Annotated in this window: 20 protein-coding genes; 5 read left to right on the forward strand and 15 right to left on the reverse strand. The window is 64.4% G+C overall.

The window, feature by feature from the left end; translation table 11 throughout:
• The first annotated feature begins 61 nt into the window (after positions 1 to 61).
• The 5 genes from murB to RIE53_00395 are packed head-to-tail and all read left to right on the forward strand — an operon-like array spanning position 62 to position 3136.
• Positions 62 to 1027, forward strand: coding sequence for a UDP-N-acetylmuramate dehydrogenase (gene murB / locus RIE53_00375; protein MEQ9103128.1), 966 nt, complete (start codon positions 62 to 64; stop codon positions 1025 to 1027).
• The gene (locus RIE53_00380; GenBank protein ID MEQ9103129.1) at positions 1024 to 1698 is read left to right on the forward strand and encodes a heme exporter protein CcmB; all 675 of its coding nucleotides are present in this window, start codon (positions 1024 to 1026) and stop codon (positions 1696 to 1698) included. The genes murB and RIE53_00380 overlap by 4 nt, the downstream gene beginning before the upstream one ends.
• A gap of 50 nt (positions 1699 to 1748) precedes the next feature.
• Complete coding sequence (locus tag RIE53_00385) at positions 1749 to 2435, forward strand: cytochrome c biogenesis protein (protein MEQ9103130.1); 687 nt, start codon at positions 1749 to 1751, stop codon at positions 2433 to 2435.
• A 26-nt stretch (positions 2436 to 2461) separates the two neighbouring features.
• Positions 2462 to 2716, forward strand: coding sequence for a hypothetical protein (locus RIE53_00390; protein ID MEQ9103131.1), 255 nt, complete (start codon positions 2462 to 2464; stop codon positions 2714 to 2716).
• A gap of 30 nt (positions 2717 to 2746) precedes the next feature.
• Positions 2747 to 3136 (forward strand): cytochrome c maturation protein CcmE, encoded by a 390-nt coding sequence (locus tag RIE53_00395; protein MEQ9103132.1) that lies wholly within the window; start codon positions 2747 to 2749, stop codon positions 3134 to 3136.
• Between the two features lie 57 nt (positions 3137 to 3193).
• On the opposite strand, the gene mgtE is transcribed toward RIE53_00395, so the two are convergent.
• The 15 genes from mgtE to RIE53_00470 all read right to left on the reverse strand — a co-directional run bounded on the left by mgtE (position 3194) and on the right by RIE53_00470 (position 21925).
• Positions 3194 to 4597 carry a magnesium transporter gene (gene mgtE, locus RIE53_00400; protein ID MEQ9103133.1) on the reverse strand — a complete coding sequence of 468 codons (1404 nt, stop codon included), beginning with the start codon at positions 4595 to 4597 and terminating at the stop codon, positions 3194 to 3196.
• 12 nt (positions 4598 to 4609) lie between these two features.
• A complete protein-coding gene (gene rsmA, locus RIE53_00405) occupies positions 4610 to 5401 on the reverse strand; it encodes a 16S rRNA (adenine(1518)-N(6)/adenine(1519)-N(6))-dimethyltransferase RsmA (protein MEQ9103134.1) in 792 nt (263 codons plus the stop codon).
• On the reverse strand, positions 5398 to 6621 hold the full coding sequence (locus RIE53_00410) for a tetratricopeptide repeat protein (protein ID MEQ9103135.1): 1224 nt from the start codon (positions 6619 to 6621) through the stop codon (positions 5398 to 5400). The genes rsmA and RIE53_00410 overlap by 4 nt, the downstream gene beginning before the upstream one ends.
• A 22-nt stretch (positions 6622 to 6643) precedes the next feature.
• Positions 6644 to 7237 (reverse strand): biotin transporter BioY, encoded by a 594-nt coding sequence (locus RIE53_00415; GenBank protein ID MEQ9103136.1) that lies wholly within the window; start codon positions 7235 to 7237, stop codon positions 6644 to 6646.
• A gap of 91 nt (positions 7238 to 7328) precedes the next feature.
• On the reverse strand, positions 7329 to 10991 hold the full coding sequence (metH, locus tag RIE53_00420) for a methionine synthase (GenBank protein MEQ9103137.1): 3663 nt from the start codon (positions 10989 to 10991) through the stop codon (positions 7329 to 7331).
• Between the two features lie 77 nt (positions 10992 to 11068).
• The gene (locus RIE53_00425) at positions 11069 to 11836 is read right to left on the reverse strand and encodes an alpha/beta fold hydrolase (GenBank protein MEQ9103138.1); all 768 of its coding nucleotides are present in this window, start codon (positions 11834 to 11836) and stop codon (positions 11069 to 11071) included.
• Positions 11837 to 11887: 51 nt separating this feature from the next.
• The gene (locus RIE53_00430; GenBank protein MEQ9103139.1) at positions 11888 to 12064 is read right to left on the reverse strand and encodes a hypothetical protein; all 177 of its coding nucleotides are present in this window, start codon (positions 12062 to 12064) and stop codon (positions 11888 to 11890) included.
• 31 nt (positions 12065 to 12095) lie between these two features.
• Positions 12096 to 14459, reverse strand: a complete 2364-nt coding sequence (gene menC / locus RIE53_00435) for an o-succinylbenzoate synthase (GenBank protein ID MEQ9103140.1) — start codon at positions 14457 to 14459, stop codon at positions 12096 to 12098.
• The gene (locus RIE53_00440; GenBank protein MEQ9103141.1) at positions 14456 to 15355 is read right to left on the reverse strand and encodes a 1,4-dihydroxy-2-naphthoate polyprenyltransferase; all 900 of its coding nucleotides are present in this window, start codon (positions 15353 to 15355) and stop codon (positions 14456 to 14458) included. Before RIE53_00440 ends, menC begins: the two co-directional genes overlap by 4 nt.
• Complete coding sequence (gene menB, locus RIE53_00445; protein MEQ9103142.1) at positions 15352 to 16176, reverse strand: 1,4-dihydroxy-2-naphthoyl-CoA synthase; 825 nt, start codon at positions 16174 to 16176, stop codon at positions 15352 to 15354. Before menB ends, RIE53_00440 begins: the two co-directional genes overlap by 4 nt.
• On the reverse strand, positions 16164 to 16994 hold the full coding sequence (locus RIE53_00450) for an alpha/beta fold hydrolase (protein MEQ9103143.1): 831 nt from the start codon (positions 16992 to 16994) through the stop codon (positions 16164 to 16166). Before RIE53_00450 ends, menB begins: the two co-directional genes overlap by 13 nt.
• Positions 16991 to 18775 carry a 2-succinyl-5-enolpyruvyl-6-hydroxy-3-cyclohexene-1-carboxylic-acid synthase gene (gene menD / locus RIE53_00455; protein MEQ9103144.1) on the reverse strand — a complete coding sequence of 595 codons (1785 nt, stop codon included), beginning with the start codon at positions 18773 to 18775 and terminating at the stop codon, positions 16991 to 16993. Before menD ends, RIE53_00450 begins: the two co-directional genes overlap by 4 nt.
• A gap of 31 nt (positions 18776 to 18806) precedes the next feature.
• Positions 18807 to 20231, reverse strand: a complete 1425-nt coding sequence (locus RIE53_00460) for an isochorismate synthase (GenBank protein ID MEQ9103145.1) — start codon at positions 20229 to 20231, stop codon at positions 18807 to 18809.
• Between the two features lie 66 nt (positions 20232 to 20297).
• Entirely contained in the window at positions 20298 to 20936 is a 639-nt protein-coding gene (locus RIE53_00465) for a hypothetical protein (protein MEQ9103146.1), read from the reverse strand.
• Positions 20936 to 21925 (reverse strand): CdaR family protein, encoded by a 990-nt coding sequence (locus tag RIE53_00470; protein MEQ9103147.1) that lies wholly within the window; start codon positions 21923 to 21925, stop codon positions 20936 to 20938. Before RIE53_00470 ends, RIE53_00465 begins: the two co-directional genes overlap by 1 nt.
• Positions 21926 to 21929 lie beyond the last annotated feature (4 nt).

Below are 21929 nucleotides of genomic sequence, written 5' to 3' on the forward strand. Positions count from 1 at the left end.
CCGTTTACTTTGCGAACTGTTGCCTCGTGTCACGATTACGCACGCCCGAACTTCCGATCCATTGAAACCGATCGATCGCCTGCATACCGAATTGACGACCCGGTTGGGGCCGGGTCGCGTCCTTCGGGACGTCGTCCTGGCCCCGTACACCACGTTCCGGATAGGCGGTCCGGCCCGGCTGTTCGTGGAAGCGGGCTCGGCGGTCGAACTGGCGGACATCCTGAGGATCGCCCGGACGTCCGCGGTTCCCCATTTCCTGCTGGGACTCGGCGCGAACATTCTGGTGGGCGACGGCGGCTACGACGGACTGGTGGTCCGCAACCGCGCCGCGGCATTCAGCCTGGACGACGGCCAAGGTCCGGAGGCTGGCCTGCTTACGGCTGAAAGCGGGGCCATCGTCTGGCCGGACATCATCCAGGCCACGGTTGCGGCGGGTTGGTCCGGCCTTGAGCATTTTGCGGGCATTCCGTCCACCATCGGCGGCGCATTGTGGCAGAACCTGCACTTCCTGTCGCCGGCCCCGGAGCGGGAGCGGACCATGTTCATCGAGGAAGTGGTGACCGGAGCCCTCCTGCTTGGCGAGGATGGTGTGGAGCGGCATGTGGACCGGGACTGGTTCCGTTTCGGATATGACTGGTCCACCCTGCATGAAACCGACGACATCGTGCTCAGCGCATCCTTCCAACTCCGGAAATCCACACCGGAGCGGATGGATCGGATTGTCCGCGAGAATCTGGCGTGGCGGGCCGAGCGGCATCCGCCGCTCGATACCGAGCCCAGCGCCGGATCCATTTTCCAGAAAATCGAAGGCATTGGCGCGGGCCGCCTGATCGACGAGTGCGGACTGAAGGGCACACGCGTGGGCGGTGCGGAAATCACCACGCGTCACGCCAATATCATGATCAACCGGGGAGGCGCTACGGCACGGGATGTCCGGGAGCTCATAGACCACGTGATTGCAACGGTCGAGGAGCGGACGGGACACGTCCTGACCCCTGAAATCGCCTTTGTGGGGACGTTCACATGATGAACTGGCTGCGCGGATGTTGGGCGGTGTTCCTGAAGGATGCGCGCCTGGAGTGGCGAAACCGGTTCGCCGTGAACCTGCTGTTCATGTTCGTTCTGTCGTCGCTGCTCCTGATTGCGTTCTCTCTGGGACGCGAGGCGGTAGGACCCCGCGTGGAAGTGGCCCTGTTGTGGATGGTCATCCTGTTCTCGGCTGCGCTGGGCCTGGGCCGTTCCTTCGTGGCCGAGGAGGAACAGGGGACCGTGATGTTGCTGCAACTGAACCTGCACGGGAGCCAGGTGCTGGCGGGCAAGATGCTGTTCAACTTCCTGCTGCTCATGGCCGTGAACCTGACGGCCCTCGTCGTCATGCGCTTCCTGCTCACATTGTCCATTGAGGACACGGGCTTGTTGCTGGCCACGCTCGCCCTGGGCTCACTCGGTCTCGCGGCAGCGACAACCATGCTGGCAGCCATCATTGCGCGCGCATCGGCCAGCGGCCCCCTCCTGCCCGTGCTGCTGTTTCCCATGTTGGCCCCCCTCCTGCTGTCGGTGGTGCGGGCCTCCCGGCACGCACTCGAAGGAGGTCTCGGGTGGAGCGCATCGGGAAACGATCTCATAACGCTTGTGGCCTTTGCCGGCGTGGTCACAACGGCCGCCTTCATGCTGTTCGAACACGTGTGGACGGATTAGGAAAAACTTGACTTGTGTAACGGTCTCCGGGCCGGTAAAATACCAGCATCATGTCACGCACGTACAGCATCATTCGTAACGGAGTCTTCGCCTGGCTGACCCTGGTCATCCTGGGTGGATTCCTGCTGAGCATCCCGAAAATCAACATCCTGGAGCACACGGCACGGAACCTGTATTTCCACGTGCCCATGTGGTTCACCATGATGGCCGCTGTGGGGGTGTCGGCGTGGCATTCCGTGCGTTACCTGCAGACCGGGCATCCGCTGCGTGACATCCGGGCCCTCCAGGCCGCGCGGATAGCGACCCTGTTCGGGATCCTGGGTCTGACCACCGGCATCATTTGGGCCCGGTTCACGTGGTACGTGGGCACGAACGTGTGGTGGAATTTCGATCCCAGGCAGACGATGGCCGCCCTCCAGCTGCTCATTTACGGGGCGTATTTCGTCCTCCGGTCGGCCTTCGACGACCCGGTGAAACGCGCCCGGATTTCGGCGGTCTACAATGTTTTTGCGGCCGTGACCGTACCCTTCCTGCTCTACGTGTTGCCCCGCCAGATGGCCAGCCTGCATCCGGGCGCCGACGGAAATCCGGCGTTCTCGGACATCACGGCGCCGGTCATGCGTCTGGTCTTCTATCCGGCCGTCATCGGCTTCATCGGCCTGTTCTGGGTGCTGTACACGCAGCGCGTGCGGGTGGCCGTGCTGAAAAACCGACTCACGGCCGATCCTGAGCTGTAACCCTGCCCGACACCAACCCTGACGCCATGAACGAATCCGATACCCTGCAAGCCGTCCAGTCCACGGCCTATGACAGCATCTGGGCGGCCACGGACATCCCGACCAAACCGCCAACCCCGCTGGAACAAGTCATGCTGTCCGATGACAAGATCCTTGTGGTACTGGCCGTGGTGCTCCTCATCTGGATCGGAATCGTATTCATGATCTGGCGAACGGACCGTCGCATTGCGGAGTTGGAACGGACCGTCGATTCGCACATTGGAAACGAAGAACCCCTTTAAACGGCGGTCCAACGCCCACTGCCCAGCGCCATGAACGTCAAAAGCATTGCAGGATTCGTCCTCATCATCGGCTTCACCTCCCTCCTGCTCATGAATTTCGGCAGTTCCGTGGGAGGATACATGAATTTCGAACAGGCCGAGGCGGCCGACGCCAAGGCCCACGTCGTGGGCATGTGGATTGAACCCGAGGCCGTGCGTTACAATGCGCAGACGAACATTTTCACGTTCCGCATGAAGGACGAAGCAGGCAACGTGCGCACCGTCCGCTATGCGAATCCGAAACCGGCCAATTTCGAGGATGCCGAGCAGGTAGTCATAGAAGGTCGTCCGGGCGAAAATGGCGAGTTCATCGCCGAGACCATTCTGGTCAAGTGCCCGTCGAAGTACAACGACCAGACGGCCCTGCAGACCGCCGGCTAGAAGGCTATTGAAGAAGTGGAGGGCCCCTCGATTGCTTGAACGGCAGGGTTGAGCCCCCTACAAGTACAGCCAATTCGCCAGAAGGAAGAAGATCAGGATGCCCAGGATGTCGTTCGTGGTCGTAATGAACGGCCCGGTGGCGAGGGCCGGATCGATGTTCACGCGATGCAGCAGCAGGGGTACGATGGCCCCGAGCGTGGTGGCCAATACGATGACCAGCAGCAACGCGATGGATGCGGTCATGGCCAGTGTCAGGGCCTGATCTGCAGCAATCGTTTCCAGGAACGGTGCTACCGCGAGGATGACCAGGCCCAGCACGACCGATGCGATGACGCCGTTCAAAAGCGCCACGCCCAGTTCCTTCAGCGCGCGGTGCCCGAAGTCGGAGGCCCATACATCACCTGAAGCCAGTCCCTGCACGGCGATCGTGGAACTCTGGATCCCCGCGTTGCCGGCCGTCGCCATGACGATGGGAATGAAACTGGCCAGGATGGATGCGCGGGCCAGGGAGTCCTCGAAGACCATGATGACGGCCGCGGCCAGGGATGCGCCCACAAGACCGGCCATGAGCCACGGAAGACGGCCACGGACAATGCGGAAGACCGAATCGGTGGGTTCCTCGCTCCGGGCCACACCGGACATGCGCTGCATGTCCTCTTCGGCCTCCTCGCGCAAGACGTCCACGATATCATCGATCGTGATCCGCCCCACCAGACACCCGTCGTGGTCCACGACCGGCATGGAAACCAGGTCATACCGCTCCATGAGCCGGGCCACTTCCTCCTGGTCGACGGACGTCTTCACGGAAATGACTTCCCGCTCCATGACATCTGCAATCCGCGCCCTGGAGGGGGACAACAGCATGCGTTTCAGTGAGACGACACCGACCAGCCGCTCCCGTTCGTCGACGACGAAAATGGCGTAGATGACCCCCACGTTCTCGGCATTCCGGCGGACCTCCTCGGTGGCCTCCGCCACGGTGGCATCCTCGTGCACATACACCAGCTCCGTGGCCATGCGCCCGCCGGCCGTGTCCTCCTCGTATCCGAGCAGTTCCTGGACATCGGCCGCGTATTCCAGCCCGGGAATGACCTGGCTGGCCACGTCGGCAGGGAGGTCGGCGAGCACGTCCACGGCATCGTCCGTGTCCAACTCGTCGAGCATCTCCGTGATGCGCTCGTTGGAGACGTCCTCAAGGAGTCGCGCCCGGTACTCATCGTCCAACTCCGCAAGCACATCGCCTGCCACATCGGCCGGCAACCACTGCAGCAGCATGGACGCATGGTCGTCGTACAGATGCGTCAGCAGGTCCGCCAGATCGGCCGGATGCAGATCCGACACGATGTTCAACACCATGGCGGTCTGCCCTTCCTCGATCAATGTCTCGATGTTCTCGACCAGTTCATTGTCGAGATCGAGACCGGAGGGTATTACGGTATCGCGGGTGGTGTTGGGTTCCATTTCAGGCGGCCATCAGGGGCGGGGAGGCATGCCGTGAAGATACCTCGTCAGGGTCACAAAGTCGCTCGGAGACAGCTCCTCTGCCCGCTTCGAGGCGACGTCCTCCGGCAATTCACGACCCAGGGACCCGGTAAGCGCCTGGAGACTGTTGCGCAACGTCTTGCGTCGTTGGTTGAACGCCGTCCGGACGACCATCCGCAAATGTGCGGTATCCACGTGCAGGGCGGGATCCTGCTCGCCGAAGGTCAAACGGACCACGGCGCTGCGTACATCAGGCTTCGGAAAAAACACGTTCCGGGACACCGGGAAGAGGATTTCAGCCCGTGCCGCCTGTTGGACCGCCACCGACAGGATGCCATACTGCTTGGTGCGCGGTTGGGCAATGAGCCGCTCGGCGACCTCGTACTGCATCATCATCACGGCCTCCTTGACATCCCCATCCGCACCGGCATCCAGGAGATCGAACAAGATAGGTGTGGTGATGTAGTAGGGCAGGTTGCCGATCACATGCAATGGGGCTTCCAATTCCTTCCGGAGCGCCTGCCAATCCACATCCAGGATGTCCATGCGGCGGATGTCGACCGCGGGCCAGAGATCCTCTATGATCTCAGCCGCGCGTTCGTCCACCTCGATGGCCGTCACACGGTCGAAGGCATCGGTCAGGAGACCGGTCAGGGCGCCCGTTCCGGGACCGATCTCCACAACGGGGTCCCCTCGCTTGGCCACGAGGCCGGCCACGATGTTCCGCGCCGTGTTCGGGTCCTGCAGGAAGTTCTGTCCCAGGCGCTTGATGGGTCGGATCATGGCTGTGCCATCCGGTAGGGTGTCTCCAGGTAGTTCCGGGCGCGATCCCGGGATCCACCCCGCTCCGGCAGCTTGAGCACGGCGCGGTAGGCGGTTTCGGCCTCGGCCCGCTGGCCTTGCGCATCCAGGGTCATGGCCGTGCGCAACAGGGCATGGACCTTGAACCAGGAATGTCCGTCATACGGCGCTTCAAGGACCGGGACCTGCTCGAAGTGCACCCGGGCGGCTGGCCAGTTCCGGCGGGTCATCTCGATCCGACCCAGGTAATAGTGGGCTTGGGACAGGACGGCCGGCGGGACGGACGCGAAGGGCGGCGACGGGGCCATGTCGTTGGTGTCAGCACCTTCAACGGGTATCAGCGCCCGGAAAGTCGTCTCCGCCCGGTCCCACTGCCCCCAACGGAACAGGACGCGCCCCAGCATGGCCTGGAACAGCGGGTTTTCGGGATACCACGTGTTCAGCAGGGTGGCGTATTCCAGCGCCCGTTCGTAATCCGGCTCGAAGGCCATGTGGATCTGGAGCAGGAACCAGGCGGCCTCGGCGCGCACGTAGGTCCCGCGTCGGACCACGGTACGGAGCAGTCGCTTGCCATCTTCCTTGTCGCCGTCCGGAAAGAAGAACATGATGGGCCGCACGATCGGATACTGTTCCGGGATGGCCTCGGCAAAATACCGGTACACGCCCTCGCCGAACAGGAGGTCGGCGTTCGAGGTGTCCCGCTGGGCCAGATCAAGGACAAAGTCCAGGGCCCGACGCCCGTCCTGCGCCCCTTTCAGCCACGATTCACGATCGCCGTGCAGACGCCCCCTGAATCCGTGTGCGGCCCCCTGGAAAAAGTCGGCATCGTAGCCATATGTCCGCGACTTGCGGAGTTGCTCCGCCCGATCGATGGTCTCCTGCATGGCGCGGAAGAAGGCCCGATCGTGGGAGTGGTCCTCCACCGTCAGATTCGGCAGGATCTTCCACCATACGATGAGCCCGTCCAGGAACGGCCCTACGGGGTGTCCCGGATGGCGATCCCGGATCCGATCGGCGGCGGCCTCCGCCCGGTCGAACCGCATGTTGTACAGGTCTTCGAGCGCCTGGCTGGCGTCCCGATTCAATTCCGGGTCGGACAGGACGGAGGACGACAACGATCCGGGCGGGTCCGCTTGCTGGGCTGTGGCCGATACTGCCGGCCAGACGAGCCCGAGCAGCAGAATCAGAGGCGTCAACCTCATTGTCAGCGTCAGGCGCAGGAAATTACGCGCGGCGGTCACCCAGTCGACGAACGCCCGAGTACACCAGGCCCACGAACAGGATCTTGGCCAGATCCACCGGGATGAAGCGGAGCCATCCCTTGTCCAGTGACTCGAGCCACGTGGCATGGCCGGCCGCGAAATGCAACCAGGTCACACCCACGGTGAACAGGATGAGCGATGCGACCATGAGCGACACCATGCTGCCGGTGAGTGAATTCCAGCGCTTGGACAGGAATCCGGCCGCTGCGGCGGACAACGGGTAGGCCAACAGATATCCGGCCGATACGGCCGTCATGAGATAGGCCGGACCATATCCCTCCCCGGCGTAGACCGGCAGGACCATTCCGAGCAGCAGATACAAGCCCATGGCGAACAGTCCGTTACGCCAACCCAGAAACAGACCGCTGCCATACACGGCCAGGGTTTGCAACGTAAACGGCACCTCCCACAGGTACAGGCGGAACTGGGCGCCGAGCGCAGCGAGCAGGGCGAACCCCACAATGCCCGCCATCTGGGCCGTAACCGAAGCGGAATCGGCACGGAGCAGGTCGACGGTCGAGACGCGGGACGATTGGAGTCGAAGAGCGGTAATCATGGGTCGGATACAGGTTCGTGCGGGCGATGGCCCGAGGACAGGGAGTTTGCTTCCAAAGATACCACGGCGTTACGTCATGCGCACGTCGCCTTCACGGGGTGTAGTTCAGTCGACTGGACAACCACCGTTCCACGTCCTCCACGGGCATCTGTTTACGGGCCGCATAATCCTCCACTTGATCGCGGGACACTTCACCCACGTTGAAATAGGCGGCCTCGGGATGGGCGAAGTAGATGCCACACACGGACGATGCGGGATGCATGGCCAGGTGCTCGGTCAAGGTGATGCCCGTCCGGCGTTCGACATCCATGATCTGCCAGATGATGGGCTTCTCGGTATGATCCGGTTGCGCCGGGTAACCGGGCGCCGGCCGGATGCCGGCGTATTGTTCACGGATGAGGTCGTCATTCGCCAGCCGGGGCCCCGTTTCATAGCCCCAAACGTCACGCCGGACGTGCTCATGGAGGTATTCGGCATACGCCTCCGCCAACCGGTCGGCAATGGCCTTCAGCAGGATGACGTGATAGTCGTCGTGGTCCGCCTGGAACGCCGCCACCCGCTCGTCCACTCCGTGACCCGCGGTGACGGCGAACAACCCGATGTATCCACTCTCCGGCGCCACCAGATCGGACAGCGCCCGGTTCGGTTTGCCGTCGGCCTTTTCCGATTGCTGGCGCAGCGTATGGAGCCGGGTCTCCCGGCCATCCGGCCCGACGACAACAATGTCATCTCCATCCCGGTGGGCCTCGAAAATCCCGAAGACCGCCGACAGCAGACGATCCGAGTCGGATTCCAGGTCATCCAACAGGCCATTCGCATCGGCCATGAGCTTGCGCGCCTCGCCCCCCTTCTCGGGATGGTCCAGGATGGCGGGGTACTTGCCCCTCATTTCCCACGCCTGGAAGAACGGCGTCCAGTCGATGTAGGACCGGAGGGTCTGTACGGTGACCCCTTCCGGTTCGAAAATGCCCAGCTTCCGGGGCACGGGGTTGGTCGTGGCATCGAACGCGAGTGCCCACGGATTCGCGCGCGCACGGGCCAGCGACAGCCAGTTCGTGTTCCGACGCCGATCGGCGTGCCGCTGGCGCAGCATGGCGTATTTCTCCCGGGCTTCCCCGACGAATGCCGACTTGGTCGCTTCGCCCAGCAGTTGACCGGCCACGGTCACGCTGCGGGATGCATCGAGCACGTGGATGACGGGCGCCCTGTAGGCGGGTTCTATGCGGACGGCCGTATGCATTTCGGAGGTGGTGGCCCCGCCAATGAGCAGCGGCAGCGTCATGCCACGCCGTTGCATTTCGGTGGCCACGGTCACCATTTCGTCGAGGGACGGGGTAATCAGGCCACTGAGGCCGACGAGGTCCACTTCGTGCTCCACGGCCGCGTCCAGGATCCGATCCGTGGGCACCATGACGCCGAGGTCAATCACTTCGTAATTGTTGCACCCGAGGACGACGCCCACGATGTTCTTGCCGATATCGTGCACGTCCCCTTTGACGGTGGCCAGCAGCACCCGCGGACGCCGTCCGGACGTGCCGGCCTTCTCGTTCTCGGCTTCGATGTACGGGATGAGGTAGGCCACAGCCTTCTTCATGACACGGGCGCTCTTGACCACCTGGGGCAGGAACATCTTTCCTGCGCCGAACAGATCACCCACGCGACCCATCCCGGCCATGAGCGGCCCCTCAATGACCTGCAGCGCCGAACCCAATTCCTGTCGGGCTTCCTCGGTATCGTCCTCCACCCACTCCACGAGGCCCTTGACGAGCGCGTGCTCCAGCCGTTTCGACACCGGCTGATCGCGCCATTCCAGCGCGCGGGTATCGTCCTGCGGCCCTTTCTGGACCACCCGATCGGCGAGTTCGACCAACCGCTCCGTGGCATCCTCGCGGCGGTCGAAAAGAACGTCTTCGACCATCTGCAGCAGTTCGGGGTCGATTTCCTCATACACATCCACCTGGCCCGCATTCACGATGCCCATGTCCATGCCGGCCTGGACCGCATGGTACAGGAACGCCGTATGCATGGCCTCGCGGACGCGATCGTTGCCACGGAAGGAAAAGGACAGGTTCGATACGCCCCCGGACACCCGGGTGCCGGGCAGTTCGGCCTTTATCCACCTGACGGTCTCCAGGAAGTCGATGGAGTAGCGTCGGTGCTCCTCGATTCCCGTGGCAATCGCAAAGATATTGGGATCGAAAATGATGTCTTCGGGCGGGAATCCGACCTCTTTGGTCAGGATGTCATAGGCCCGCCGGCAGATGGACGTACGCCGCTCCACGGTATCGGCCTGGCCGTCCTCGTCGAACGCCATGACGATGACGGCTGCCCCGTAGGCTCGGGCCAGACGGGCCTGCTCACGGAAGGCATCCTCCCCCTCCTTCATGCTTATGGAGTTCACGACGCTCTTCCCTTGGACGCATTTCAAGCCGGCCTCGATCACACTCCATTTCGACGAATCGATGACCACAGGCACCCGGGAAATGTCGGGCTCGGCGGCAATCAGGTTCAGGAACGTGGTCATGGCGGCGACGCCATCCAGCATCCCCTCATCCATGTTCACGTCTATCATCTGCGCGCCGGCTTCCACCTGCTGCATGGCGACCGATACGGCCTCCTCGTAGTTGCCCTCCAGGATGAGTTTCGCGAAGCGGCGCGAACCGGTCACGTTCGTGCGTTCACCGATGTTCACGAAATTCAGGTCCTTGCGGAATTCCAGCGGCTCGAGACCGGAAAGCCGGAGCGTCCGGTGCGGCTCCGGTATGGAGCGCGGTGTGGAGGCATGCGCGACCTCGGCCATGGCCCGGATGTGGTCCGGCGTCGTGCCGCAGCATCCCCCCACGATGTTCAGGAATCCGGCATCGGCATATTGACGGACCTGCTCGGCCATGAACGCCGGCGACTCGTCGTACTCCCCGAACGCATTCGGGAGACCCGCATTCGGGTACAGACTGGTATGCACGGGCGCTATCCGCGACAGCGTCTCGATGTAGGGCCGCATCTGGGCCGATCCGAGGGCACAGTTCAGGCCGACCGAGAGCAATTCGGGCGTGTGGGCAATGGAAATCCAGAAGGCCTCGGTGGATTGACCGGAGAGGGTGCGCCCGCTCTGGTCCACGATGGTCCCGGAAATCATGACCGGAAGCCGGGTGCCGCGCCGCTCGAACACCTGGCGGATGGCGAAAATGGCGGCCTTTGCGTTCAGGGTATCGAAGACGGTCTCGACCAGCAGCATATCCACTCCGCCGTCCATGAGGCCCTCGATCTGGTCCGCATAGGCGGCAGCCACCTGGTCAAAGGTCTTCGCCCGGAATCCGGGATCGGACACGTCCGGAGACAACGACAGGGACACATTGGTGGGCCCGATGGCCCCGGCCACGAAGCGGGGGCGGTCCGTGGACCAATTTTCGGCGGCCCGCCGGGCGACGCGTGCGGCGTGCTCGTTGATGGTGCGGGCGTGGGCCTGCAGACCGTAATCGGCCTGGGAAATGGCATTCGCGGAGAACGTGTTCGTCTCAATGATGTCCGATCCCGCCTCCAGATACCGTTCGTGCAGGCCCTGGATGAGATCCGGGCACGTCCAGGACAACAGGTCGTTGTTGCCACTCAGAGCCTGGTCGTGGTCCTTCAGGTGTACCCCCCGGAAATCGGCCTCAGTGGGCTTCTCCTGTTGGATGAGGGTCCCCATGGCCCCGTCCAGGACAAGAATGTGCTTCTTCAGGGCGTCGCGGAGCAGGGCGGTACGATCGGACATGGTGGGATGTCAGGCGGGCAGGGTGTTCGGAAGGTCAGTCGACATTCTGGTCGGCACGATGGTACGCTCCGGCCGGGTCAGGTTTCCAGAAAGGCCATGACAAGTTCCCCGAAGGCCTCCGGCTCCTCGGCGTGCAACCAGTGTCCGGCGTCTGGCAGGACCTCCAGTTCGGCGTGCGGAAACAGGCGATGGATGGCCGGAAGGTCCTCCCGTGAGATGTAGGACGACCGACCACCGGCGATGAACAGCGTCGGGCCGTCAAAGGGCTGGAAGGACATCGATCCGCCACGCAGATGGTCGTAGGCCGCGCGGATGACGGGCAGGTTCATTTTCCACCGGTAGGCCTGGCCATCGCGATCCAGGTTCTTCATGAGGAATTGCCGGATGGCCGCATCGGGAATCCATTCGCCGAGCGCGGCGTCGATGGCGTCGCGGTCCTGATGGGCGGACGGATCCACACTCGAGAGCGCCTCGAGGATGGTATCGTGGGCCGGTGGATAGGTCTTCGGGGCAATGTCGGCCACTACCAGACGGTCCACCCGATCGGCGTGGGAAAGCGCCAGTTCCATGGCCACCTTGCCCCCCATGGAATGCCCCAGTACGTGAGCCTTGGAGATGTCCAGCCGGTCCATGAGTTCGACGACGTCCGCCGCCATGGCCTCGTAGGTCATTTCGTCGGAATGCGGACTTCGGCCGTGGTTCCTTAGGTCCACGGCCAACGTGCGATGTACGGTCCCGAAGGTATTGCGCGACAGGGTGCGCCAATTTCCGCTGGCGCCGAACAGGCCGTGCAGGATGATGAGGGGAGAGGGGCCTGAGCCGGTTTCCTGGTAGTACAGTTCCATGCCCGGAAGATACGGCGACGCGGAACGCCCGGCTGTCAGGATTCCCAGGGCCTAATTCTTACCCGTGCAGCAGCCCTTGCCGATGGCCAGCCAGATTCCGACGCCAATGAGCCCCCACGTCATGACGGAACCCAGACCGAACAATGAGAACGAAAGCAACCCGTCGCTGAGGGCCATGAACAAGGCCACGATGGCGATGACGAGGAAGATTTTCTGGTTGTCGCGCATGGCCGGGGTCCGATTGGTTCGTGCCCCCCTCCTACGGATGCGTGCGCCCGAGTGTTACGGCCAACGCGGTCAAGCCGGCAAGCGTCCATTTCGCCTGGCCTTCCGGTGGAGGGGGTTCCGGAAAGATCCGGTCAGGCACCATGAATGCGGGGAGCTCGGCGGTGAGGGCATTCCGGAGTCCCGCTTCATCGAATGCCGTGGACACCACGAACGCCACGGGTCGCTCGCCCCACGTAGGGTCCGGGACGCCGACCACCCGCGCCCGGTGCACGTCCGGCAGGTGCTCCAGGGCCGCCTCAATGGCCGCCAGCGACACGTTCTCCCCACCCGATATCAGCGTCCGGTCCAATCGTCCCGTGACCACCAGGCGGCCACCAGGCCCCGTTTCGCCCTTGTCTGACGTCCGGATCCAGTCCGCGAACGGCGTTTTCACGAAAATACGCCCGTCTCCACCGCCCGCATCCACGCGCACGTCGTATCCGTCCAGGGGCGTCCCGGCATGCACCCGGGACGGTTGTCCGTCGGGTCCGGAGCGCAGGGCTTCAACCTCGGTCGTCGTCCAGATGTCCGAACAGGTCACGGTCGATGCGGTCTCCGTCATGCCGTAGGTGGTCCGGACGGGAAACCCCATGCGGACGGCTTCTTCCAGGAGATGCGTCGCGAGCGCGCCACCGCCTACCATGATCGATTTCATTCCTTCCGGCGCCCGCCGATGCGCCGCGACCAACCGGGCCAACTGCACCTCCACCAGCGACAGGTGGGTCACATGATCGCAGACCACCGGGGCGTCCGGTACCGGAATGCACAGGGTGGCCCCGGCCTCGGCGCATCGGACGGGAATCGCGAGGCCGCCCACATGATGGGGCTGCAGGGTCCAGGCCCATGTATGGCCTGGCCCGAATGCCACCCGGTGGTTCACGGCACGGGCACTCTGCCGAAAGGCACCCCAGGCGTGATCCACGAAATGGGGGGCACCGGTGGATCCCGACGTCCCCATGAGCACGTGACCCTCGGGGCCGATGGTGGTTACCGTGCCCAGGATGCCCCCCTCAACGGGGCTCCCCGCCAGCGCACCGGCATCCAACACCTTGCCCGATGCCCTTGGATCGGCCGGATGCAGAATACAGCCGCGCCGCATGGCTGCGAACAGCACGACCAGGAATTCGGGCGTCCGTTCCGCCCGGACGTCCATGCGGACGTCCGGGCGGAACGCCGGATGCCGGCAGGCCTGCTCTATCCGGGCGTCGAGCTCGGCCCACGTCACGGTCGTGCCCTCCTCCGTCCGGACCGCGGTCCCCTGCGGATGGCGTCGGGCAGCCGTATGGACCGGGCACACGGATACGGGGGATTCAAAGGCAGATATTCCGGCCACGGAAAGGACCGTCTCCCGCAACCGCTTACAGGCCGGCCCCGGAACCAGGTCGCGGGCCAACCATGCGTGGGTGCCGAATCCGGCCGGTTCGTCCGACAGCGCGGCGGCCACGTGCACGAGATCGGCCATCCCGATGCCGCTCTCGAACGCGGACGAGAATACCACCCGCTTTCCGGTCGACCTGGCGTGCCGGACATCTTCTGTCAATCGGGCCCAGGATCCATGCAGGGAAGGTTTGAAGACTTGCACGTTCGCCCGCAACCGGGCCCGGGGCGCGTGGCGTACCGACGCGTCTGGATCCCGGAGTGACTCGTCCGCGGCCAGCGGGATGCCGAGGTCGTCGGCAATGTCGGCCAGGGCGTCCCAGTCGGCGTCGTCGGCCAGCGGCTCCTCCAGGAAGTCGATCCGGCCAGGAATGGCGGACAGTCCCTCCAGGAAGCGTTGGGCCCGGGCCAGCGTCCATGCACCATTCGCGTCGAGCCGAAAGCGTGCATCCGGATTCGACCGGGCGAAGGTCCGGATCCGGTCCAGATCCTCGTCGATGGTGCCGGATCCCACTTTCAGTTTGGCCAAACCGGGAATTGCGTCCGGATCGGAAGCAGAAGAACCCGTGGGGTCGGACACCAGGGCACTCAGCGTCGCGGTCCGGACCGTGGCGGTCGCCTCACCGCCGAGGTGGACGACGAGCGGCACGCCGGCGTCCCGCGCCTGGACTTTCAGGGCCAGAAGGTCCGCGGCCCAGGCCAGCGACGGGGGCAGGTCCAGCGTCCGGCAGATGGCGGGGTCCAGCAGGTCGGGAAGGCTGCCCTGGAGCGCATCCAAGGCCGCAGGCAGCGCGCGGAGCGCATCATCCAGGGTATCGACCCCATATCCGTCCAGCGGGGCGGCCTCGCTCCATACCGGGCCGTGGGGGGTATCTGCAGAGAGCAGGATTCCCTGGCGGGTGGCCACGGTATGCCGACCCGTCCGCACCGGCTCGCGGAACGGCAATTCGTACCGGAACGCGTGGACGCGGTACGTCACATCAACCACCCCAGCGAAAACAGGCCGCAGTACAGGAACAGGTTGCGCGCCGTCTGGCCCAAAAGCGGGTTCATTTGGGCCAGCGCGTGGTCCGGGACCGAGCGGACGGCCCGCCATGTGGAAACCATTGGAATCCCCGCCAGCAGCGTGGGCAGCACGGCCGTGGGCGCCAGTGCCGCGAGCCACAACCCCACCGGTACGGCCAGCGCGAGCAGCAGCAATGCGGCATACAGGTGCTGGCTGCGCTGCCGCCCCATGCGGACCACCAGCGTCCGTTTTCCGGCGGCCCGGTCCTGTTCCCGATCACGCAGGTTGTTGACCAGCAGGATGGCGACCGACAACGCGCCGGGACCCAGGCCGGCCCATACGGCTTCGGGAAGCCACGTCAAGCCCTGGACGTACACGGTGCCGGCCACGGCAATCGGGCCGAAGAACACGAACACGAACGCATCGGCCACGCCGAGCCAGGCCAGGGAGTATCGTCCGCCGGTGTAAGCGAGTCCGGAAAGGACCGATGCGGTCCCGATGGCCACGATGGGCCACCCGCCGCGGATCATCAGGTACATTCCCGCAGCCACCGCGAAGCCGAACGTGACGTACGTGGCCGTCCGCATGGCCCGGGGGGCAATCAATCCGGAGGCGACCAGGCGACGCGGCCCCAGGCGGTCCTCACCGTCCGCGCCTTTCTCGAAGTCGGCGACGTCGTTGTGGAAATTCGTGGCAATCTGGATGCAGAGCGCGGCCAGCAGGGCCAGCGTGGCCGCAAGGGCGTGGAACAGCTCCGCATGGACGGCAATGGCGACGCCGAGGACCACCGGAGCGGCGGCCGCCGGAAGGGTTTTCGGCCGGGCCGCCTCCAACCAGTGGGCCAGTGTGGGGACACCGGCCGGGTTCACGGCCGGTACGGGAATTTTCCGAAATCCGGTGGACGTTTCTCGTTGAACGCGTTGCGTCCTTCCTGGCCTTCCTCGGTCTGGTAGAACAGCAGCGTGGCGTTCCCGGCCAGTTCCTGCAAGCCTGCCTGGCCGTCACAATCGGCGTTCAGACCGGCCTTCAGGCACCGGATGGCCATCTGGCTGTTGGCCAGGATTTCGCGGCACCACGTGACGGTCTCCTCCTCCAGCTTGTCGAGGGGCACGACCGTGTTCACAAGGCCCATCTGGAGCGCCTGTTGCGCATCGTACGGGCGACACAGGAACCAGATTTCGCGGGCCTTCTTCTGCCCCACGATGCGGGCCAGATAGCTCGCCCCGTATCCCCCGTCGAACGAACCCACACGCGGGCCCGTTTGCATGAATTTGGCGTTCTCAGCGGCGATCGTGAGGTCGCACATGACATGCAGCACGTGACCACCGCCTACGGCCCAGCCGGCCACCATGGCGATGACGGGTTTAGGGCACGTCCGGATTTCGCGCTGGAAGTCGAGCACATTCAGGCGCATGACCCCGGTCCCCTCTTCCACATAGCCCGAATCGCCGCGGATTTTCTGGTCGCCGCCCGAACAGAAGGCGTCGGGGCCTTCACCGGTCAGGATGATGACGCCAATGCGGTGGTCATCGCGGGCATCCTGCAGGGCCTGCCGCATTTCCGAGACGGTCTGGGGGCGGAAGGCGTTCCGGACGTGGGGCCGGTTGATGGTGATCTTGGCCATCCCCTCGGCCTTCTCGAAACGGATATCGGTATAGCTGCCGGCGGATTGCCAATTCACTGCGGACATGGAGTATTCGAATGGGCTTGTTGAAGCAAGGAACAGACAGTGTCAAGATACGCTTCGGGCGCATCGCGGTGGACCGTGTGGCCCGCGTCGTCAACGACCATGACCCGCTCCCGCTCCTCGCCGCGGAACACTTCGTGGGCGATTTCCACATATTTTCGATCCCGGGCACCGCAGATGTATCCGGTGACCCGCTCCAGGGCCAGGGTCGACCAATCCGGCTGTATGCCCGTGGAAAACGCCATCATGGCCCGGGCCAGCATGGCCGGGTCCTGATCCAGCCGGGCGGCAATGCGCTGTTCGGTGTCGAGGGGCGGATCGCCATCGGGTGCGAAGACGTCGCTCCGGTACCACGATTCCAGGAAGGCCCGGAACGCGGTCGTGGTATGGCACGACGCCAATACGCGGGAGGCCTTCCGGTCGGCCGCCAGGCGATGGGCGCGGCGGCGGATGTCCGGAATGCCCGGGTGGGCGGACTCCAGGATGAGGTGTCCTACGGCTTCCGGATGCCGGGCGGTCAACGCGAGTGCCACGCGTCCACCCAGGGAGTACCCCACCAGATCGAACGGGGTACCTTCCACGGATTCAAGCACGGCGTCGGCCGCGCGTTCCAGCGACTCGGGCCAGACCTGTCGCGATTCGGCATGACCGGGCAGGTCCGGACACAGGACGGTTCGACCGGTGCGCTCGGCCAGGCGTTCCGCAACGGTCCCGAGATCCCGACCCGAACCCATGAAGCCGTGCAGCCATACAATGGGGCCGGTGGCGGGGGGCGTTCCGGGGTCGGGCGGCAGCGTTCGATGGACGGCAAGGTGACTCATGGCAGAGGGATCTCCGCCCGGAGGCTCGCCTGGAGGCCTGCCAACGCGTCGCTCTGGGCCCGGGCCGTTTCCGTCCGGTCGGTCGTGACTTCAATCAGGACACCTTTCGATGCCGTTCGCGCGTGTTCCAGCGCTTGGATGAGTTCAGGCATCGTTTTCGGGTTGTACCAGGCAAGATCGAAAAGGTCGGCTGCGGCGCGGAAGGTCCGTCCGTGCGGCGTCCCGAACCAGGGTTCGAAGACATCTTCCTCCCGGGCAATCGGCAGCAAGGAGAAAATGCCCCCGCCGTCGTTGTTGACGACCAGGATGGTGAGGTTGTCGGCCAGGGCCAACGAATTCAGGTCGTGCAGGAGGGCCAGGTCTCCCAGGATGACCGATGCACGCGTGTGCGATGCGACCGCTGCACCGGCCGCGGTCGCAATGGTCCCGTCTATGCCCGATGCGCCGCGATTGCACACCACCCACCGGCGCGGTACGGATCCGTCCGAGAACGTGTCGGCGTGCCGGATGGTATTGCTGCTCGCCAGGATGAGTGGCGTGTCGGGTGGAAACCGTCGCACGGCCTCCCGCACGACAGCCTGTTCCGAGAGTGTGTCCGGATGTCCGAGCGACCGGGACATCCAGTCCGCGGCCACCTCGTCCAAGCGGACCCAGGTCTGGGACCAGTCCGCCGGGGCCTTCGTGTACGGGAGCAGTTGGCCCAGGAGGTCCAGGGCGTCGCCGGGGCGAATGTGGATCCGGTATCGGGTTTGATGGTCGGGATCGAGTCGCCCTCGGCTGTCGTCCAGCACGACCGTGACGGCTTGGGCGTCCTTGAGGAAGGATTTCAGGCGCTTGGAGACCGGGGGCCGGCCGACCTGGATGACCAGATCCGGCGCCAACTGAGGCCACCGCTCCCGATCCCGGAGCAGGGCATCGTAGTGCGTGATGAACGGACGCGCCCCGTCGGCGTCCCCCGGGCCGGGATGTCGGAACTGGGAGGCGACATCCGGCAATACAGGTACGTTCCCGGAAGCCCACGCCGCGCTCCATTCCGTGAACGGGCGGACGGGCATGCGGCCAAGCACGACCAGGGGGCGTCTGGCGGCGGCAATGAGCTCCGCAAGCGTTCGTTCGGCGTCGGAGATCACGCCGGTAACTGGGCCAGAGCCGGAGCCGGACAATTGTCGCGTGTAGGGTGCTCCGGATTCCCACCACGCGTTCAGGTGGGTCGGAATGGGCGGGTGGGGCTGGCCTGCTGCAGACGCAATGTGGAGCGGCTCCCGGAACATGGCGTTCACGTGGACGGGCCCCTCGGCCGAGCGCCATACCGCGTGCGACACCGTCGTCAGCACGAAGGCAGGATTGATGTCTGCCGTGGGAACCGGAAGATCGGTCTCCCACGCCACGTGGGGACTGAATATTCCCGTCTGGCGGATGGTCTGGTTGGCGCCGGCATCCCGGAGTTCAGGCGGGCGATCGGCGGTCAACAAAATCATGGGCACCTGCTCCAGTGCGGCTTCCACGACGGCGGGGTAGCCGTTGGCCAGTGCCGTCCCGGACGTGGTTACCCAGGCAGCGGCCCGACCTGCCATCCGCCCGTACCCGAGGGCCTGGAAGGCCGTTCCCCGTTCATCCACATGCATGTGCAGTACGGCTTTCGGGTTCCGCGCAGCGGCCAGGATGAGCGGTGTGGAGCGGGATCCCGGGGCCGCGAAGAAGTGGCTGACGCCGTGCCGAACCAATTCTTCCACGATCAGGAACGCCCACAATTCGGCCGCTCGGGCCGTGGCGTCCGGCACGGAAGCAGCATCCGGTCCCGGCGCCGGCGGATTATGTGGGGTTTCGTACGGCAAGGCCCAGAATGCGGGTGAAGTCGGTGATTTTCTGTTCGATCTCAAGCCACTCGGCCCCGGGTTCCGATCCAGCCACGATTCCAGCCCCTGAATACAGGGTCAGCCCTGAATCCTGCACCACGCCGCATCGCAACGCCACGGCGAATTCGGCCGAATCCCGCCCCACCCATCCAATGGGACCCGCATACCAACCGCGATCGAAATCCTCCAGCAGGTCAATCACGTCCAGGGCATCTGCCGTAGGTGCACCGCCCACCGCGGGCGTCGGATGCAACGCGCCCAACAGATCGAAATCCGAAACCGTTTGATGCAAGGTCCCTGAAAGCCGGGAGTACAGATGACGCCCGCCGGCCAGTTTCATTTCCGATGCGACCTCGTCCACCGTTACGGCATCACAGAACCGGCGCAAGGTCTGTCGGATGCTCTCCCGGACATAGGCATGCTCGCGTTGATCCTTCTCGCTGGCAAACAGCGATGCCAGATACGCCTCGTCATCCTGGGAGGTCTCTCCCCGCGGACGCGTTCCGGCCACGGCCTCCGAGAACACTTCCCTGCCCCGCCGGAAGAACAACCGCTCGGGCGTCGCGCCCACGAAGCGGGCGCCCGTCTCCGATTCGAACAGGAAGTGGAAACAGTTCGGTGTGGCCTGCTGCAGGACGTTCAGCAGGGCAAGCGCATCGGGCTTTTCGGGAAAGGTGAAGTCCACCCGGCGGGCGAGGACCACCTTCTGGAGCACATCCCGTGAGAAGGCATCGAGCGCCCATCGGATTTGTGTGCGCCAGCCGTCGAACGGAGGATTGTCCTTCCGTTCCGTGGGCATGGGGACTTCGCTTGGCCAGGATGCGTCCGGCACGGTCATCCGGTTGATCTCATCCAGGATATCCGACAACCGGTCGGCATCTTCCGGCAACACGAGGTTGCAGCAAAGCACCGTTCCGGAACTGCGTTGATGCAGTTCGAACCGGGGCAGCACGAAGCGATACGCCGGAAAACCGAACCAATCCTTGTCGGCATGCCGCTCGGAGTCGAACCGGCTGCCCCCGTAGAACCGCAATCCGGCTCCTGGGCGCTGCAGGATGTCATCCAGTCGTGCCCCCAGGGCCCGCCAATCCGGTGACTGGGTACCTTCCATGATGACGGCAGCCCCGGCTGTGGCCACGCGGGAGTCCGCATGCCGGCCGCGCCAATACATCCGTTCGCCGGATTGGCGACCCATCCATGCGAACGGGCATCGGGCCTGGACCGGAACCTCAACGCGCACGAGTCGGCGCTCGCCGGGCTCCCATGCCGCGAGTTGACGCTCCACTCCGCTCCTCAGGCGCTCGGCCGTTCGATGTGTGTCTGTAGGTGGGGACTGGATAGCGGGCTGACGGGCTGTGTTCGGCGGCAATATACGGGTCATCCGGACATTCGATTCATCCCCGTATTCGATTCATCCGGGCATTCATATCCGGGCATCCGGCCATGATCATGACGTTTTCCCGCCGCCCGTCCCGGCGTTCTTGCGGTAATTCCAGATCTCCAGCATACGGCGCTCCATCTTGTCCACTTCACCCGTATTCCGGCCCATCTTCATGGCGTACCGGATAATCAGGTTGCGCAGGGTGCGGTCGGGCGCTGGCAGGGTTCGTGCCATGCCGGGCGCAACCCGGACGAGGGGGCGCACCAGCCGGTCCACCAGGCCCCACCGGAGCAGGATGAACCCTGCCAGACCGGCGCCCACGGCGCCGAGGCGCCCGCCCGGGGCGAGTGCGCTGAGCACCCCAACGTAGGCCAACCCCTGGAGCAAGGGCGATCCCGACCAGCGGACCAGGCGGGCGCCGCCCGGCCGCACCAGGAGCGGCCCCCAGATGGACAGGAAAACATGGGTCGCCAGCGCGGCCAGCGCGGCCTGGAGGGGTGAGGAGACCACGAGCGATACCAGCAACACCCAAACCGCCGCATGGGCAGGGAACCGCGTCCATGCCGATGCCTCCGATACCAACCGGTCAACGCCGGTCCGTTCGACTACATCGGGCGCAAAATCCCGGAGTCCATCCACCGTGGTGTGGAACCAGATTCCGTCAGCCGTGAACAGGCCGTGGGGCGTCTCCACGAACTCAGCCATCAGTCATTCACCTGGACATCGTAGTAGCGAAGTCCCAACGGTTCCCAGCGGGGCTGCACGACCAACAGCCCGGGCGGGGTGTGCAAGGTCGGGAAAACCAATCCCGTCACATCCGTACGGACGGATACATACGGGACGCTCAGATACAGATCGGTCGTTTCCAGGGCCTGATCGAATTGCTCAACGGGAATCTGGTACGTGAGCCGTACACGGGACGGATCGAGGGACACATCCTGACCCGGGGGGATATCGGTCACCCGTACATCCACCATCCTGGTGGCCTCCGTGAATTCCAACACATCCGCGGCATACCGGATGTACGACGCATCGAATGCCAACAACCCCTTCAGACTGTCCGTCAGGGCCAGTTGGACGTTCACGGTATCGGAAACACCCCCGATGGTCCGGCGGGCGGTCGGCCAGGACCGGATGCCACGGACGATGGAAGAGGCCCCGGAAACCGTAATCGAGTCCGGCCGGACCCGCACAGGAGGAATGACCCGATAGCCGGGCTGCAACTGCAATTCCACACGCGGTTCGACCGGCACGCGCCGCCATTCGACGGGTTCGGTGGTCAGCATGACCGTTCTCGGCATGACGGACTGCAGCGCCACACTCTTGACCGCTTCCTGAGCCGCCGGTTGGAGATCTATGAGATCACCCGTCACCGCAATCGGAATGGTGGGTCGATTGTAATACAGGCTCAGCAACTGAACCCCTTCCCCCTCTACCTGGACCCGGACCGTGGACGGCGGCAGCGAGGTCAACGCCGTCCCGTCGGGCACAGCCTGGATTTCCGTGGGCAATTCCAGGACCTGCATATAGGTTTCCTGGAGCGAGAAGACGAACCAGAGCAGGCACGCTGCCAGAATGCAGAGCGTAATGACCAGTCCCCGTCGCTGCGGACCCGAGTCGTTCAGGCGCGCGGACGGCTGCGGCTCGAACAACGAGCGCAACCGGTCGGTCAATGCCGAAAATGGGGATTCCACAGAT

The sequence above is a fragment of the Rhodothermales bacterium genome (genome assembly GCA_040221055.1).
Taxonomy (GTDB): Bacteria; Bacteroidota; Rhodothermia; order Rhodothermales; family UBA10348; genus 1-14-0-65-60-17.

What these genes read in the sequence shown, in the direction of transcription:
- RIE53_00380 (MEQ9103129.1), top strand. Translation starts at nt 1,024, where the DNA reads ATGATGAACTGGCTGCGCGGATGTTGGGCGGTGTTCCTGAAGGATGCG.
- RIE53_00385 (MEQ9103130.1), top strand. Translation starts at nt 1,749, where the DNA reads ATGTCACGCACGTACAGCATCATTCGTAACGGAGTCTTCGCCTGGCTG.
- RIE53_00390 (MEQ9103131.1), top strand. Translation starts at nt 2,462, where the DNA reads ATGAACGAATCCGATACCCTGCAAGCCGTCCAGTCCACGGCCTATGAC.
- RIE53_00395 (MEQ9103132.1), top strand. Translation starts at nt 2,747, where the DNA reads ATGAACGTCAAAAGCATTGCAGGATTCGTCCTCATCATCGGCTTCACC.
- mgtE (MEQ9103133.1), bottom strand. Translation starts at nt 4,597, where the DNA reads ATGGAACCCAACACCACCCGCGATACCGTAATACCCTCCGGTCTCGAT.
- rsmA (MEQ9103134.1), bottom strand. Translation starts at nt 5,401, where the DNA reads ATGATCCGACCCATCAAGCGCCTGGGACAGAACTTCCTGCAGGACCCG.
- RIE53_00410 (MEQ9103135.1), bottom strand. Translation starts at nt 6,621, where the DNA reads ATGAGGTTGACGCCTCTGATTCTGCTGCTCGGGCTCGTCTGGCCGGCA.
- RIE53_00415 (MEQ9103136.1), bottom strand. Translation starts at nt 7,237, where the DNA reads ATGATTACCGCTCTTCGACTCCAATCGTCCCGCGTCTCGACCGTCGAC.
- metH (MEQ9103137.1), bottom strand. Translation starts at nt 10,991, where the DNA reads ATGTCCGATCGTACCGCCCTGCTCCGCGACGCCCTGAAGAAGCACATT.
- RIE53_00425 (MEQ9103138.1), bottom strand. Translation starts at nt 11,836, where the DNA reads ATGGAACTGTACTACCAGGAAACCGGCTCAGGCCCCTCTCCCCTCATC.
- RIE53_00430 (MEQ9103139.1), bottom strand. Translation starts at nt 12,064, where the DNA reads ATGCGCGACAACCAGAAAATCTTCCTCGTCATCGCCATCGTGGCCTTG.
- menB (MEQ9103142.1), bottom strand. Translation starts at nt 16,176, where the DNA reads ATGTCCGCAGTGAATTGGCAATCCGCCGGCAGCTATACCGATATCCGT.
- RIE53_00450 (MEQ9103143.1), bottom strand. Translation starts at nt 16,994, where the DNA reads ATGAGTCACCTTGCCGTCCATCGAACGCTGCCGCCCGACCCCGGAACG.
- RIE53_00460 (MEQ9103145.1), bottom strand. Translation starts at nt 20,231, where the DNA reads ATGACCCGTATATTGCCGCCGAACACAGCCCGTCAGCCCGCTATCCAG.
- RIE53_00465 (MEQ9103146.1), bottom strand. Translation starts at nt 20,936, where the DNA reads ATGGCTGAGTTCGTGGAGACGCCCCACGGCCTGTTCACGGCTGACGGA.